Source organism: Geodermatophilus sp. SYSU D00525 (assembly GCF_054050475.1).
In genome coordinates this window covers 1-13,781 of record NZ_JBJGZK010000034.1, presented here as the reverse complement: position 1 = coordinate 13,781, position 13,781 = coordinate 1, and the positions used below count along the sequence as shown (strand labels likewise).

Annotated in this window: 12 protein-coding genes; 4 read left to right on the top strand and 8 right to left on the bottom strand. The window is 74.8% G+C overall.

Going from position 1 to position 13,781, the window contains the following annotated elements:
• Positions 1 to 125 precede the first annotated feature (125 nt).
• Positions 126 to 1,028, top strand: a complete 903-nt coding sequence (locus ACI796_RS20760; protein WP_456943114.1) for an alpha/beta fold hydrolase — start codon at positions 126 to 128, stop codon at positions 1,026 to 1,028.
• A gap of 22 nt (positions 1,029 to 1,050) precedes the next feature.
• The gene (locus ACI796_RS20755) at positions 1,051 to 1,617 is read left to right on the top strand and encodes a copper resistance CopC family protein (RefSeq protein WP_456943113.1); all 567 of its coding nucleotides are present in this window, start codon (positions 1,051 to 1,053) and stop codon (positions 1,615 to 1,617) included.
• Between the two features lie 16 nt (positions 1,618 to 1,633).
• Here ACI796_RS20755 and ACI796_RS20750 read toward each other — a convergent pair whose 3' ends face one another.
• The 3 genes from ACI796_RS20750 to ACI796_RS20740 form a co-directional block, all read right to left on the bottom strand.
• Positions 1,634 to 2,440 (bottom strand): MBL fold metallo-hydrolase, encoded by an 807-nt coding sequence (locus tag ACI796_RS20750; RefSeq protein ID WP_456943112.1) that lies wholly within the window; start codon positions 2,438 to 2,440, stop codon positions 1,634 to 1,636.
• Between the two features lie 10 nt (positions 2,441 to 2,450).
• Complete coding sequence (gene uvrA / locus ACI796_RS20745) at positions 2,451 to 5,348, bottom strand: excinuclease ABC subunit UvrA (RefSeq protein ID WP_456943111.1); 2,898 nt, start codon at positions 5,346 to 5,348, stop codon at positions 2,451 to 2,453.
• A gap of 137 nt (positions 5,349 to 5,485) precedes the next feature.
• Positions 5,486 to 6,910: an amidase gene (locus tag ACI796_RS20740; protein ID WP_456943110.1), complete on the bottom strand. Its 1,425-nt coding sequence runs from the start codon at positions 6,908 to 6,910 to the stop codon at positions 5,486 to 5,488.
• Between the two features lie 48 nt (positions 6,911 to 6,958).
• Between ACI796_RS20740 and ACI796_RS20735 the strand changes: the two genes are divergently transcribed.
• Both ACI796_RS20735 and ACI796_RS20730 read left to right on the top strand, forming a co-directional pair.
• On the top strand, positions 6,959 to 7,618 hold the full coding sequence (locus tag ACI796_RS20735; protein WP_456943109.1) for an MBL fold metallo-hydrolase: 660 nt from the start codon (positions 6,959 to 6,961) through the stop codon (positions 7,616 to 7,618).
• 77 nt (positions 7,619 to 7,695) lie between these two features.
• Positions 7,696 to 7,938 (top strand): hypothetical protein, encoded by a 243-nt coding sequence (locus tag ACI796_RS20730; RefSeq protein ID WP_456943108.1) that lies wholly within the window; start codon positions 7,696 to 7,698, stop codon positions 7,936 to 7,938.
• A 160-nt stretch (positions 7,939 to 8,098) separates the two neighbouring features.
• Here ACI796_RS20730 and ACI796_RS20725 read toward each other — a convergent pair whose 3' ends face one another.
• From ACI796_RS20725 to ACI796_RS20705, 5 genes are all read right to left on the bottom strand, one after another.
• Positions 8,099 to 9,418 carry a lipopolysaccharide biosynthesis protein gene (locus ACI796_RS20725; RefSeq protein WP_456943107.1) on the bottom strand — a complete coding sequence of 440 codons (1,320 nt, stop codon included), beginning with the start codon at positions 9,416 to 9,418 and terminating at the stop codon, positions 8,099 to 8,101.
• Positions 9,415 to 10,767 carry a hypothetical protein gene (locus tag ACI796_RS20720; protein ID WP_456943106.1) on the bottom strand — a complete coding sequence of 451 codons (1,353 nt, stop codon included), beginning with the start codon at positions 10,765 to 10,767 and terminating at the stop codon, positions 9,415 to 9,417. Before ACI796_RS20720 ends, ACI796_RS20725 begins: the two co-directional genes overlap by 4 nt.
• 52 nt (positions 10,768 to 10,819) lie before the next feature.
• Positions 10,820 to 12,013, bottom strand: a complete 1,194-nt coding sequence (locus tag ACI796_RS20715) for a hypothetical protein (RefSeq protein WP_456943105.1) — start codon at positions 12,011 to 12,013, stop codon at positions 10,820 to 10,822.
• Complete coding sequence (locus tag ACI796_RS20710) at positions 12,010 to 13,164, bottom strand: glycosyltransferase family 4 protein (RefSeq protein WP_456943104.1); 1,155 nt, start codon at positions 13,162 to 13,164, stop codon at positions 12,010 to 12,012. The genes ACI796_RS20715 and ACI796_RS20710 overlap by 4 nt, the downstream gene beginning before the upstream one ends.
• 161 nt (positions 13,165 to 13,325) lie before the next feature.
• The coding region (locus tag ACI796_RS20705; protein ID WP_456943103.1) for a hypothetical protein at positions 13,326 to 13,781 on the bottom strand (456 nt) is incomplete at its 5' end.

Below are 13,781 nucleotides of genomic sequence, written 5' to 3'. Positions count from 1 at the left end.
GACCGGGGCGGAGGCGTGGACGCAAGCCGGAGCGTTGACCGGTCCGGGGCCCGCGGACACGATGACGGGCGCACGTCGCGCACGGCCGCCCTGCCGCGCGCCGGCCCCGGGCGACGGGAGCGACCATGGCGGACACGGAGACGATCACGGTGCCCCACCTCGGCACCTCGACCATCGGCTACCGGTTCGGCCGGCCCTACGACCCCTCGCTCCCGACGCTGGTCCTGGTCAACTCCTTCACCACGTCCGCCGAGCTCCACCGGCCCCAGTTCGCCGACGAGGACCTCGCCGCCACCGCCGACCTGCTCGCCCTGGAGCCCTACGGCCACGGCCGCACGCGTGCCTCGTACGAGCAGTTCACCTACTGGGACTCGGCCATCGCCGACCTGCAGGTCCTCGACGCGCTCGGCATCCCCGAGGTCTTCGTCCTGGGCACGTCGCAGGGCGGGTGGATCGCTGCCCGGATGGCCGTGCTGGCGCCACGCACCGTCAGGGGCATCGTCCCCCTGGGCACCTCGATGGACCACGAGAGGATGGACCACGAGAGCCCGCGCAGCCGCGACCTGGGCTGCTGGGACGGCGTCGCCTTCTGCACCCCGGCCATCGACGCGCTCGCCGGGGCGGTCGGCGACGACTGGGCGATCCCGGTGGAACTGGTCGACGCCACGCTCGCCGAGGGCCTCGGGGAGGACGTGTCACCGGCCGAGCGCTCGTTCTGGCACGAGACGCACCAATGGAACTACACCGGCGACGACGGCCGCCGCCGACTCCGGCTCTCCAGCATCAACCTGCGCGACCGCGACGGCCTGCACGGCCGCCTGGACGACGTGCAGTGCCCGGTCCTGTGGATGCACGGCACCGAGGACCCGGTCTACTCCGTCGCTAACGCCGAGGAGGAGATCCGGCTCTTCACGAACAGCGCCGACGCCGAACTGCGCGTGGTCGACGGCGGCCGGCACTTCCTGAGCGCCTCGCACCCCGCCGAGGTCGACCGGGCCACGATCGACTTCATCCGACGCTGGACGTAGCGCCGCCCTTTCCGGGGCTCCCGTGCCGACCGTCCGCGGACCCACGACGCCACCCCGCCTGCTCGTCACGGGGCTGCTGGCCCTCGTCCTCGCGCTGGCCGCACCCGGCACCGCGTCGGCGCACCCGCTGCTGCTCGCCACCGAGCCGGTGGCCGACAGCACCGTGATGACGACCCCGCAGGCGGTCACCCTGACCTTCGCGGCCCGGCCCGCGGGCGGCGAGGTCACGGTCACCGGGCCCGACGGCGCGTCCGCCGGCGCCGGGCCGGTGGTGCTCGACGGCGCCGTCCTGGTCGCGCCCGTCGCCCTCACCGCAGCCGGCCGGCACGCCGTCACCTGGTCGGCGGTCTCCGACGACGGCCACCGGCAGCGCGGCGAGTTCGTCTTCTACCACGCACCCCTGGCGCCGCCGTCCGCGCTCGCGCCGGCTGCGAGGACACCGACGCCTGCCGCCGGGGAAGCCGCCCGCACCGGCACGGCGTCCACCCCGGCCGACGGCGGCGCAGCCGCCCGGGCGCTGCCGGTCCTCCTGGCCGTCGTGCTGGCGGCCGCCCTGGCCGGGCTCCTCGCCCGGCGCGGACGCCGCTGAGGCAGGCGCGGCGAGCTCAGTCCGCCTGCTCCCACCGGCCGCCCGAGCGGGTCACCCGGCCGCGCGCCAGCTGCGGGAAGTGGGCGCCCACGCCGGACGTCCCCTCCTCCCCCAGCACCTGCCACAGCCGCCGGCGGGTGCGGTCGGCCAGGGCGGCGTCGACGTCGCCCATCGAGCGCCAGCCGGGCTCGGCCAGCTGCACCGGGCAGGTGATGGCGTCGCCGAGCAGCACCAGGCGCTCGTCGCCGGAGGTCACCGACACGGCCAGGTGACCCGGCGTGTGCCCGGGCGTCAGCACGGCCTCCACCCCGGGCGTCACGGTGGCGTCCCCGGTGAGCGGCCGCAGCCGTGCGGTGCCGGCCCAGCGGCGGAAGCCGGTGCGGACGTGCCCGGCCATCTCCCCCGGCCCGTCGACGAAGTGCGCCCCGTCGGCCGCGCCGAACCAGATCGTCGCGCCGGGGAACACCGGCTCGCCGCCGGGCCCGAACAGCCACCCGACGTGGTCGGCGTGCAGGTGCGTGCAGACGACGTCGGTCACGTCGTCCGGGTGCACCCCGAGCGCCCGCAGGCCGGTCGGCAGCTGCCCGCCGACGAGCAGCATCCGGTCCGGCAGGCTCTGCGCCTCCGGCCCCATCCCCGCGTCGACGAGCACGACCCGGCCGCCGGTCCGGACGACGAAGCAGCCGATCGGCAGCCACGCCGCGTCGTCCCGGTCGAACAGCTCCGGGTGCGCGCCGGCCGGGACGTCCCCGCCGAAGTAGCTCCGGCGGGCGACGAACGTCCCGTCCGCGACGGCGTCGACCCGCACCGTCCCGACGCGCACCCGGTCCTGCTCAGCTCGCGCGCTTGCGCGTGGCCCGCTTCTTCGGGCCGGCGGCGGCGGCCTCGATCGCACCGGCGTCGAGCAGCGGCACCAGGTACCGGCCGGTGTGCGACTCGGGCACCGACGCGACGAACTCCGGCGGCCCCTCGGCCACGACCGTGCCGCCGCGGAACCCGCCCTCGGGCCCCATGTCGATCAGCCAGTCGGCGCTCTTGATCACGTCGAGGTTGTGCTCGATGACGATGACCGAGTTGCCCTTCTCCACCAGGCCCTGCAGCACCTGCAGCAGCTTGCGGATGTCCTCGAAGTGCAGGCCGGTGGTCGGCTCGTCGAGGACGTACACGCTGCGGCCGTTGGACCGCTTCTGCAGCTCGCTGGCCAGCTTCACCCGCTGCGCCTCGCCGCCGGACAGCGTCGTCGCCGGCTGGCCGAGCCGCACGTACCCGAGGCCGACGTCGGTCAGCGTGCGCAGGTACCGCGAGATCGACGGGATCGCGGCGAAGAAGTCCGCGGCCTCCTCGATCGGCATGTCCAGGACCTCGGCGACCGTCTTGCCCTTGTAGTGCACCTCGAGCGTCTCCCGGTTGAACCGGGCGCCCTTGCACACCTCGCACGGGACGTAGACGTCCGGCAGGAAGTTCATCTCGATCTTGATGGTGCCGTCGCCGGAGCACGCCTCGCAGCGCCCGCCCTTGACGTTGAAGGAGAACCGCCCCGGCTGGTAGCCGCGGATCTTCGCCTCCGACGTCTGCGCGAACAGCTTGCGGACCTGGTCCCAGACGCCGGTGTAGGTGGCCGGGTTGGACCGCGGGGTCCGCCCGATCGGCGACTGGTCGACGTGCACGACCTTGTCCAGGTGCTCCAGGCCGGTGACCGTGCGGTGCCGGCCCGGCACCATCCGCGCCCGGTTGAGCTGGTTGGCCAGGACCGTGTAGAGGATGTCGTTGACCAGGCTGGACTTGCCCGACCCGGACACCCCGGTGACGCCGACCAGCAGGCCCAGCGGGAACGTGACGTCGACGCCCTTGAGGTTGTGCTCCCGGGCGCCCTTGACCACCAGCTCGCGCCCGGGCTGCGGCTGCCGCCGCACCTTCGGCACGGTGATCTCCTTGCGGCCCGACAGGTACTGCCCGGTCAGCGACCGCTCGCTGGCCAGCAGCTCCGACACCGGCCCGCTGACGATCACCTCGCCGCCGTGCTCGCCGGCGCCCGGGCCGATGTCGACCACCCAGTCGGCGGTCTTGATCGTGTCCTCGTCGTGCTCGACGACGATGAGCGTGTTGCCCATGTCCCGCAGCCGGACCAGCGTCTCGATCAGCCGGGTGTTGTCCCGCTGGTGCAGTCCGATCGACGGCTCGTCGAGCACGTACAGGACGCCGACCAGCCCGGAGCCGATCTGCGTGGCCAGCCGGATCCGCTGCGCCTCGCCGCCGGCCAGCGTCGCCGCCGGCCGGTCGAGGGACAGGTAGTCCAGGCCGACGTCGACGAGGAACGACAGCCGCGCCTGGATCTCCTTGAGCACGCGGTCGGCGATCGCCCGCTCGCGCTCGCCCAGCTCCAGGGCGCCCAGCCAGTCGGCGGCCTCGCCGATCGACAGGCCGGTCACCTCGGCGATCGAGCGGCCGGTGAGCTTGACCGCGAGGATCTCCGGCTTGAGCCGGGTGCCGTGGCAGACGGGACAGGGCACGTCGCGCATGTAGCCCTCGTACTTGTCCCGCATGTAGTCGCTGTCGGTGTCCTCGTGCCGGCGCTCGAGGAACGGCAGCACGCCCTCGAACGCGGCGTAGTAGCTGCGCTCGCGGCCGTAGCGGTTCTTGTACCGGACGTGCACCTGGTCCGGGGAGCCGTGCAGGACGGCCTTCTGCACCCTGGCCGGGAGCTTCTCCCAGGGGGTGTCCATGGAGAAGCCCAGCTGGTCGGCCAGCCCGGACAGCAGCCGCTGGAAGTACTCGTTGCTCATCGAGCCGGCCCACGGGGCGATCGCGCCCTGCGCCAGGCTCTTCTCCGGGTCGGGGACGACGAGGTCGGGGTCGACCTCCTTGCGCGTCCCGATGCCGGTGCACTCCGGGCAGGCGCCGAACGGCGAGTTGAACGAGAACGAGCGCGGCTCGAGCGCCTCGAACGACAGGCCGTCGTCGACGCAGGCCAGGTGCTCGGAGAAGGTCCGCTCCCGCACCGGGTCGTCCTCGGGCAGGTCGACGAAGTCGAGGACGACGAGGCCGCCGGCGAGGCCGAGCGCGGTCTCGACCGAGTCGGTGAGGCGGCGCTTGGCGCTCTCCTTCACCGTCAGCCGGTCGACGATCACCTCGATCGTGTGCTTCTCCTGCTTCTTGAGCTTCGGCGGCTCGGTCAGCGGGTGCACCACGCCGTCGACCCGGACGCGGGAGAAGCCCTGCGTCTGCAGCGAGCTGAACAGGTCGACGTACTCGCCCTTGCGCGCCCGCACGACCGGGGCGAGCACTTGGAAGCGGGTGCCCTCCTCCATGGCGAGCACCTGGTCGACGATCTGCTGCGGCGTCTGCCGGGCGATCGGCTTGCCGCAGTTGGGGCAGTGCGGCTGGCCGGCGCGGGCGTAGAGCAGCCGGAGGTAGTCGTAGACCTCGGTGATGGTGCCGACGGTCGACCGCGGGTTGCGGTTGGTCGACTTCTGGTCGATCGACACCGCGGGCGACAGGCCCTCGATGAAGTCGACGTCGGGCTTGTCCATCTGGCCGAGGAACTGGCGGGCGTAGGCCGACAGCGACTCGACGTAGCGCCGCTGGCCCTCGGCGAAGATGGTGTCGAAGGCCAGGCTCGACTTGCCCGACCCGGACAGCCCGGTGAAGACGATCAGGGCGTCGCGGGGCAGGTCGATGTGGACGTCCTTGAGGTTGTGCTCACGGGCGCCGCGGACGACGAGACGGTCCAAAGTGATCCCTGTCGGTCAGCCGGGCCGGCCGGTCTCGCCGGGCCGCGGTCAGTGTGTCGAGATGTCGATACGGGCAACGCCGTCACTGCCCGCGCGCAATCCGTGACGACGGCGACGTTGCCGCCGGGTGGGGGTGCTCAGACGGAGGCCGGGGACGGCGCTCCGGCGGGGTCGAACACCGGGGCGTGACGGCGCCAGGGCGCGCGTCGCTCCAGCTCTCCGGCCAGCCAGAGTAGTCGCGTCTCGCTGCCCGGGGGGCCGACCAGCTGGACCGCCAGCGGCACCCCCTCCTCGCGCGTCCCGACGGGCAGCACGACCGCCGGGACACCGGCCAGGTTCCACGGCGAGGCCCACGGCGCCCACCGCGCGTTGGCGGTGACGTTGGCCAGGAACCCGCGCTCGTGCCACGGCCGCGCCGGCAGCGGCGGGCCGTTGGTGATCGGGGTCAGCAGCACGTCGAGGTCGTCCTCGGCGAAGAACGCCGCCGTCCGCTCGCGGAACCGCTCGGCGGTCGCCGGGCGCACGAGACCGGCCCGCCGGGCCAGCCGGCCGAGCCGGGCGTGGGCGCGGCTGCGCGGCTGCAGCGCCGCCCGGTCCAGCCCGAGTGCGGCGGCGTCGTCCTCCGCGCCGGCCAGCCAGCGGGCGATCGCGCCGACCGCGGCGCCGGTCGGGATCACCGGGTCGCGCTCGACGACGACGTGCCCCGCGCCGCGCAGCAGCCGCGCCGTCCGCTCGACCGCCGCCCGCGCCGGTCCGTCCGGCCGCGAGCCGGCCACCGGGGAGCGCCGGCCGACGGCGATCCGCAGCGGGCGGCCCGGGTCCGGCGCCGACCAGCCCAGGCCGGCGTCCTCCCCCGCCAGGACGGCGGTGCCCAGCGCGACGTCCTCGACCGTGGTGGCCAGCACGCCGTTGACCGCCATGCCCGACCAGTCGTCGGCGCCGATGCCGCCGGGCAGCACGCCGCGCCCGGGCTTGAGGGTGACCAGGCCGCACGCGGCGGCCGGCAGCCGCAGCGAGCCCATCCCGTCGTTGCCGTGCGCCAGCGGCACCGCGCCCGCGGCGACCGCGGCCGCGCTGCCGCCGGAGCTCCCGGCCGGGGAGAGCGCGGTGTCCCAGGGGTTGCGGGTGACCGTGCCCGGCCCGTCGGTGGCGGCGTAGAGGCACAGCTCGGGGACCCGGGTGACCCCGACGACGACGGCGCCCGCGGCGCGCAGCCGGGCGACCACCTCGTGGTCGGCGTCCGCGGTGGTCGAGTGGGCGGCGCAGCCGTCGGTCACCGTCTCCCCGGCGACGCCGACGTTGTCCTTCACCGCGACCGGGACGCCGGCCAGCGGCAGCACGGCCCGGCGCGGGTCGGCGTCCACCGCGGCCGCCTCGGCCAGCGCCTCCTCGGCCCGCACCACGCGGAACGCGCCGATCCGGGGCTCGACCTCGGCGAGGTGGGCCAGGTGCGCGCGCACGACCTCGACCGCGGACACCTCGCCCGCGCGCACGCGCGCGGCGAGGACGGAGGCGGGCAGGCCGACGAGCCGGGCGCCGCCCGGAGCTCCGCTAGCGTCCATGCGGGCGACCGTAACCGCGGTCGCCGACACTTCTCGAACGGAGGCCCGATGACCTACACCGGCGACGTCGAGGTGGGCGGACCGGCCGACGTGCGGGAGCTGCCCGGGCTCACCATCAGCAAGGTCGCCGTCAGCGAGATGGCCAACAACGCCTACCTGCTGCGGGACACCGCGACGGGGCAGGCGCTGCTCGTCGACGCGGCCGCCGAACCGGAGACGCTGCGCGCCCTGATCGGCGACGCCGACCTGCGCACCGTCGTCACCACGCACGGGCACTGGGACCACCACCGCGCGCTGCCCGACGTCGTCGCGGCCACCGGGGCGCGGACGGTGGCGCACGCCGCCGACGCCGGCGACCTGCCCGTCCCCGTCGACCGGACGGTCGCGCACGGCGACACCGTCGAGGTCGGCGAGCAGGTGCTGGAGGTGGTGCACCTGCGCGGGCACACGCCGGGCAGCGTCGCGCTGGTCTGGCGGGGGCCGGAGGGCGCCGGCACGCACGTCTTCACCGGCGACAGCCTCTTCCCGGGCGGCGTCGGCAACACGCAGCAGGACCCGGAGCGGTTCGCCAGCCTCATCGACGACGTCGAGCAGCGGCTGTTCGCCGTCCTCCCGGACGACACGTGGGTCTATCCCGGCCACGGGAGGGACACGACGCTGGGCGCCGAGCGCCCGTCGCTGCCGGAGTGGCGCGCCCGCGGCTGGTGACCTGCGGCGGAGGGCCTCCCGGTGCGACCATCCGTGCAGGCCAGGACGGCTGGCTGCAGGTCACGAGGAGGCCTCCGATGCACTCCCAGGCGAAGCAAGAGGCGCAGGAAGCGCTGTTCACCGCGATCAGGGACCAGGCGGAGAAGAACATGCGCTCCGCGATGCGGCCCGCGGAGAAGGCCGCGCTCCTGCGCCGGCTGGCGGAGGCCTACCGGCTCACCGCCGGCGGCCCGATGCCCGAGATCCCCTCGCGCCGCGCAGCGCCCGCGCCGCGGAAGGCCGCGGACGACGGGGCGCCATCGCGGACACGCACCGCCTGATCGGCGCCGGCCCGGCGGGTCACCTGCGGCCGGGGGGCCCGTCGGCGCCCCGGCCGCGGGTGCGGTCGAGCACGTCCTGACCGCCGTGCGCCCAGCGCGTCCGTCGGTCGGACGACGCGCCGCCCGCCCCCAGCGGGCCGGTCCGCAGGCACGGACCCGCCTACGGCGTGGACGCCTCCCTCCCCGAGGACCCGGGGAGCACCGCCGGGGTCGAGGCGCCGGGCGGGTGTCCGGCAGCGCGGGTCCTCCACGCACGTGCCGCCAGCACCACGACCAGTGTCAGAGCGCCGGCACCCGTCCCCCACGCACCCGCCTCGGCCTGCGGGTGGACGGCCAGCAGGGCGGCGGTCACGCCCACCGACGTCACCGCGGCGGCCACTGCGCCGGCACACAGCCACCGCTCCTGTCCCTCGGCCAGCAGCACGAACCACAGCAGGTAGCCGAGCAGGATGAGCGGTGTCATGGCCACGAGCACACGCACCGCCGGGACGGCCGACTGCCACTGGTCACCGAAGACACCCCGGGTCACGGGACCGGCGACGGCCACTCCGAGGACCGCCAGGGGTACGGACACCCCCACCGCCCCGACGAGATAGCGCCGGGCCTGAGCGCGCGCTGCCGCGGGTGCCTCCGCCGCGAGGGCCGCGATCCCCGGGAAGAGACCCATGCCCAGTGTGTGCGCGAGCGTGACGCTGGCGTCCAGCAACCGCGTGGCCACGACGTAGTCCGCCAGAGCACGCGCGGGCGCCAGGCCGCTCACCAGCAGGGTGCCCTGCCGCCACAGGAGCACGAGGGCGGTTCCCGCGATCGCCAGCCACGCGCTGCGGCGCAGCAGCGCTCCGAAGGTCAGCCCGCCGTCCCTCCTGGCGCTCGGCCGCAGCCAGACGGCCGCGATGGCGAGGACGACGAGTTCCTTGCCCGCGACGATCCACAGCAACGGGACGATCCCCGCGCCCGCCAGGACCGCCAGGGAGCCGGTCGTGACGAGGAGCAGCGCGCTGACTCCCTGCAGGACGCCCTCGAGGACGACCTTGCCGGCGCCCCGCAACACCTCGCCCCACAGGTTGAACACCGAGTTGGCCACGACGAACACCGCGCAGGGGACGAGCACGGCCGCGTCCACGCCCGCCGGGCCGGCCAGGACCGCGACGCCGCAGGTCAGGACCACGGCCACGGCGGTGGACAGGGCCTGGGGGCCCAGGGCCGAGCGGAGGGCCGCGGGCGCCGTGGCGACCCGTGCCGCGACGTCCCTGCCCGCGAGGCTGGCCACCCCCAGGTCGGTGAGGCTCGCCATCAGCGTCACGGTGCCCAGCAGGAAGCCGTAGAGCGCGACGGTGACGGGATCGGCCACGCGAGCCAGCACCACCACCAGGACGACACCGACGAGCCGCCCGAAGATCCGCGAGACCAACGCCGCGGCGACGCCGATGCGGACGAGCCTGCCCTTCGAGAGGACGTCGTCGGGCTCGAGTGCTGTCACGTCGCTGGCTCCGTCCTCGGCAGTCGTGTCCGCTCGCGGCCCACCGTGAGGGCGGCCCCCGTGGCGACACCCAGCAGGTAGAAGGTCATGAAGCCGGTGGGGTAGCTGCCCAGGGTGGTCCGCGAGACCCAGTCGACGACCGACACGGCGAGCACGGCCAGGCTCAACCAGGCAGCGGCGCTGCCACGCCGCGCCGGCTCGCTGAGCCACACCGTGTAGGCGACCACGGCGCACAGCAGGGCGATCACCCCGACGAGCCCCACGTCGGACAGGACCTGGGCCCACGACGAGTCCAGGAACGAGGGGTCACCCGCGAAGAACGCCGTGCTCTCGCGATCGGGGTCGTACGCGGGCGCCGCTGAGACCAGGCCGGCCTCGGCCCGCGTCGAGCCGGCACCGAGCACGCCGACCCCGTTGCCCCGCACCAGGGTCGAGACGTCCTGGTAGGCGACTGCCCACGCGTCGAAGCGCCCGTTGAGGGTGAACAGCAGCGGGCGGACCGGTCCCCCGGGGACGGTGGCCGACACGAGGTAGACGCCGGCGACGAGGACCGCCCCGGAGACGGCTCCCACGACGCCGACCACGGCCGCACGGATCTTGCCCTGTCGGAGCAGGACCAGGATCGCGAGGACGGCCAGCTGCAGGACCGCGGTGCGGACCTGGGTGGCGCCGAGGATGGCCGCGACGGAGATCCACAGGACCACCGCCTGCCGTCGGGACGCGACCGTGAGAGCCAGGCAGGCACCGAGGACGGCGAAGGCGGCGAGGGAGAAGGACTCCTCGAAGGTGCCGGGACTGCGCAGCCCTCCACCGGAGGTGAGCCGCACCTGCGAGCCGAACGCGTAACCCCACTGGTACACCAGCGCGTCCGGGCCGACCGCCTGCTGGATCCAGGCGAGGACCGCTTGGGCCAGGAGGAAGACGGTCATCGCGCGCACGAGGTGACGCAGCGCGGCATCGGGTCGTGGGGTGGTCAACCCGACGACCAGCAGGAGCAGTGGCTCCACCAGCAGGCGTGTCCCGAAGAGCCAACCGCCGCCGTGGTCGCCGCCGAGGTCGAGCAGGTAGAGAGCGAGGAGCACGGTCAGGGGGAACCCCACGGAGAGCGGCGGCAGCCGCGCCGCCAGGGACGTGCGCCCCCGGAGCACCGCTGCCACCGTCACGGCGAGCAGCAGGACGACGAGCGCGTCCTTGGCGACACCGAAGGTGTCCGAGAGCCGGAGACGCAGCTCCGCGGTCGTGCCGAACAGGAACACGACAGCCCACGGCGCCAGCCAGGGCCGGCATGCCAGGAGCCAGACCGCGCCGAGCACAGCACCCAGCCCGAGGACGGCGAGGACGCCCGACATCAGACGACGTCCCGGGCGTGCCCGCCGGTGACACCGGACCTCCCGCCCACCGTCACCCCATCACGAGGACGGCGTCCGCCGGACGCTCCCACTGCTGGCTGAGGCGCTGCACGGTCCGGACCTCCCGCAACGGAGCGCCCACCTCCACCGCGAGCACGATCGCCGTGGCCTCCCTCAGGGCCGGGGCGACCACGGCCGTCGTCGGGTCGGCCGTGACCCGGACCCGGTTGACTCCCGGTCCCGACTCGACGACCGTCCCGCCGTCCGCCACCGCGACGTGTTCCCCGACGGGTCGGTCCACCGGGATGGTGTCCCGGAGCACCGCGGCGACCTCCTGCGCGGCCGCCACCGAGGCGGCACCGGCGGGAACGACGACCAGCCGGTGTGTGGTCCCGTGCCCACCGAGTCCCTGCAGGTCCTCGACCAGCCGCTCGGATCCGGGGACGACCTGGCCGGCGCGGATGACGCCCACGGGGAGACCGAACACCTCGCCGACGTCCCGCAGGGAGGTCACACGGGACGGCCGGGCGGAACGGACCGCGAGGAACGCAGCGGCGACGACCAGGCCCAGGACCGCGCCCGTCGCGGCGTCCCGCGGGACGGCCGGTGACGTCTGGACGGCCGGGGTGGTACTGAGGACCCGCACCGGGTTCGCGGTCCGGGCGAGGACCTCCGCCCGGGCGCGCAGGTCCTCGGAGGCTCCCCCGTCGGACCCCGTCGGATCGTCCGCAGCAGCGGCCGCTGCTGCGTTCGCCGTGTCCACCGCCTGCTGTCGCGCGACGTCGGCGAAGGAGGTGACCACGGCATCGAGCCGCGCCGCGGCGTCCTCGGCCCCGGGCCCGGTGACGGACACGGAGATGACGCCGGAGCTGGGGCTCGGGGTCACCGTGACCACGTCCCGGAGGTCCGTCCAGCTCTCGCCCGTGCCGAGCCGGTCGGCTGCCGGGGCGAGGACGGCCTCGGACGCGGCCAGCGCGGCAGCACCGGCCAGCTCGCGGTCGGCCGACGCCGGGTTGCCGCCGGGGAAGACCACCGGGTCCTGGGAGAGCGGGGTGTACACCACCGTCGACTCCGCCTCCCACTGCGCACCACCGGCCAGGCTCACCGCGACACCGGCCACGGCTCCGAGCACGGCCAGGACCAGCGGCAGCCGGAGCAGCCGCCACAGACGCGCGGCGCCCCTGCGTTCGTCCAGCGCGTGCCGGCCTCCGGTCCCCCGGGGCGACCCGACACTGCCGGACGTCACGCCGACCTCCCCGGCACGGTGGACCACGTGTCGTACAGGTCGTTGACCTCGGACACCCACCGGTCGAACGGGAACACCTCGGCCAGGCGGCGTCGCCCACCGGCACCCAACTCGGCGGCGCGCGCGGGCGAACCGAGGACCTCGACCAGCGCCCGACCCAGCGCCTGCGGCGCCCGGGGGGGTACCAGGAGCCCGGTCACTCCGTGGTCGACCATCTCCGCGAGCCCGCCGGTGGCCGTCGCCACGACCGGGACGGCGCCGGCCATGGCCTCGAGCACCGCGTACGGGAAGCACTCGATGTTGTAGGACGCCAGCACGAAGACGTCGGCACCGGCCGCGAGGAGCGGAGCGTCGACCCGCGCACCGAGGAGGTGCACCCGCTCCATCCCGGGCTGTGCCGCGACCTGCTCCAGTGCCGCCCGCTCGGGCCCGTCCCCGACCACGACGAGGGAGGCGCCGGGCACCTTCCGGGCCACGTCTCGCCACGCCTCGAGCAGGTCACGGTGGCCCTTGTCCGCCCGCAGCGCGCCGACGACGACGGCGACCGGCCCGGGCAGTCCCCCCGGGACGGCGGCTGCGAGTGCCGCTCGGCCGTCCCCCACGCTCGTCGCGGGCAGGCTGTTCTGGACGACCTCCATCCGCTGGGCGGGGAGACCCAGCTGGCCGCGGAGGTAGGTGACCTGCGTGTAGCACACGGCGGCGTAGCCGGTGACCAGCCGGCCGAGCCCCGACTCGACGACGCGCTCACGGGTCCCGCGGTGGCCGACGTGGCCGTAGGTGTGCTTCCAGACGACGTAGGGCGTCGGACCACCGGCCATCACCCGGTGCTGCAGCAGCGCGAGACGGACCGGGAGGTCGGCCGCGAAGTGTTGGGCGGTGACGACCGCAGGGCGGTGCCGGCGCAGCAGTCCGCGGATCGCCGCCGCCGTGCGCAGGACGCCACCCGCTCCCTCCGGTTCGGGCACCAGGTCGACCGGGATCCCGGACGCCCGCAGTTCGTCACCGTAAGGGCCGTCACGGAAGGTGACCACGCGTGACCGCCAACGCTGCTCGTCCAGGTGCTGCGCCAGCAGCACCACGTGCCGCTCGGCCCCGCCCAATTGGAGGCCGGGCAGCACGAACAACGCGGTTCGAGGGGTCGACTCGCTCATGCACTTCCTCTGGGCACGCTCACGACGCCGTCCCGCTGCCACCGCCGGCCCCGAATCCGGACGTCAGGAGCACACCCTCCCCACGCTCCGTGCCCGGCGCAACGTGGGGTGGCCCCAAGGGAGGAGTGCGAACGGGTCCGGAACCGCCACGCGGTCGCGCGTCACGGCCCCGCGTCCCCGACTCGTCCCGTCGCCGCCCCTCGGAGGTCGGCGAGGCGGTCGTTGGCGGCGCGGAGGGCCGCCAGTGCCGGCTTGGGTGTCCCGTCCAGGCGGGTCAGCCCGAAGTTGTTCTCGTAGGCGTTCCAGTCATCCCGGTCCCGGACGGTGAACACGAACGCGTGGGTCACGTACCGGTACTGCTGCTGCACCAGGTCGATCGCCCGGGCCAGGTAGTCGGCCTGGGTCGCCTCGTCCACCCCGGCGAACCACCCCTCCCCCGCGCCGGTGCTCCAGCCGAACTCGGTGAACCACACCGGCACCTCCGCGTCCCCGGCTCCGACCATCACCTGCCGCACCCGCTCCACGTTGGCGATCCGGTACGGGTGCTCGGCCGGCGGCGCCTCCGGCGGCTCGGCCGCCGGCCCCTGGTAGGGATGCAGGCCCAGCGCGTCGAACCA